The sequence below is a fragment of the Pseudoalteromonas sp. S2755 genome (assembly GCF_005886535.1).
Taxonomy (GTDB): Bacteria; Pseudomonadota; Gammaproteobacteria; order Enterobacterales; family Alteromonadaceae; genus Pseudoalteromonas.
Genome location: NZ_PNDS01000304.1, coordinates 1 through 319, shown reverse-complemented (window position 1 = coordinate 319; position 319 = coordinate 1). Strand labels below are relative to the sequence as shown.

Below are 319 nucleotides of genomic sequence, written 5' to 3'. Positions count from 1 at the left end.
CAGGGTCTGGTTTTGTTCATCTTCTTTGTTATATCAACTGCACCAAGTTGCGCCCGAGCTTCTTGTCAATATAAAGGGCTATGTCTGCTTTTTTCAAACACTCGCTGGGATCCGCATTTTGATTGGTAATTTGCGTTACTCCGATAGAACAACTGAGAGAGTAAGCCATATCTTCAAAGTGAAATTTATGTTCTTCGATAGCCATGCATATGCTTTCAGCACACATATGCTCATAGAGTAAATTTGTGTGGATGATAAGTACAGAAACTTAGTCTCAACAAAAACGTAAAGTTAGAAGCTCTTAACATAATTTGTCACC

The 319-nt window shown here is 38.2% G+C and carries 1 pseudogene; it reads right to left on the bottom strand.

Features of this window, described 5'->3' with window-relative positions:
- Nucleotides 1–265, bottom strand: a pseudogene (locus CWC03_RS23325) (GGDEF domain-containing protein); the annotation flags it as partial.
- Between the last annotated feature and the right edge of the window lie 54 nt (nt 266–319).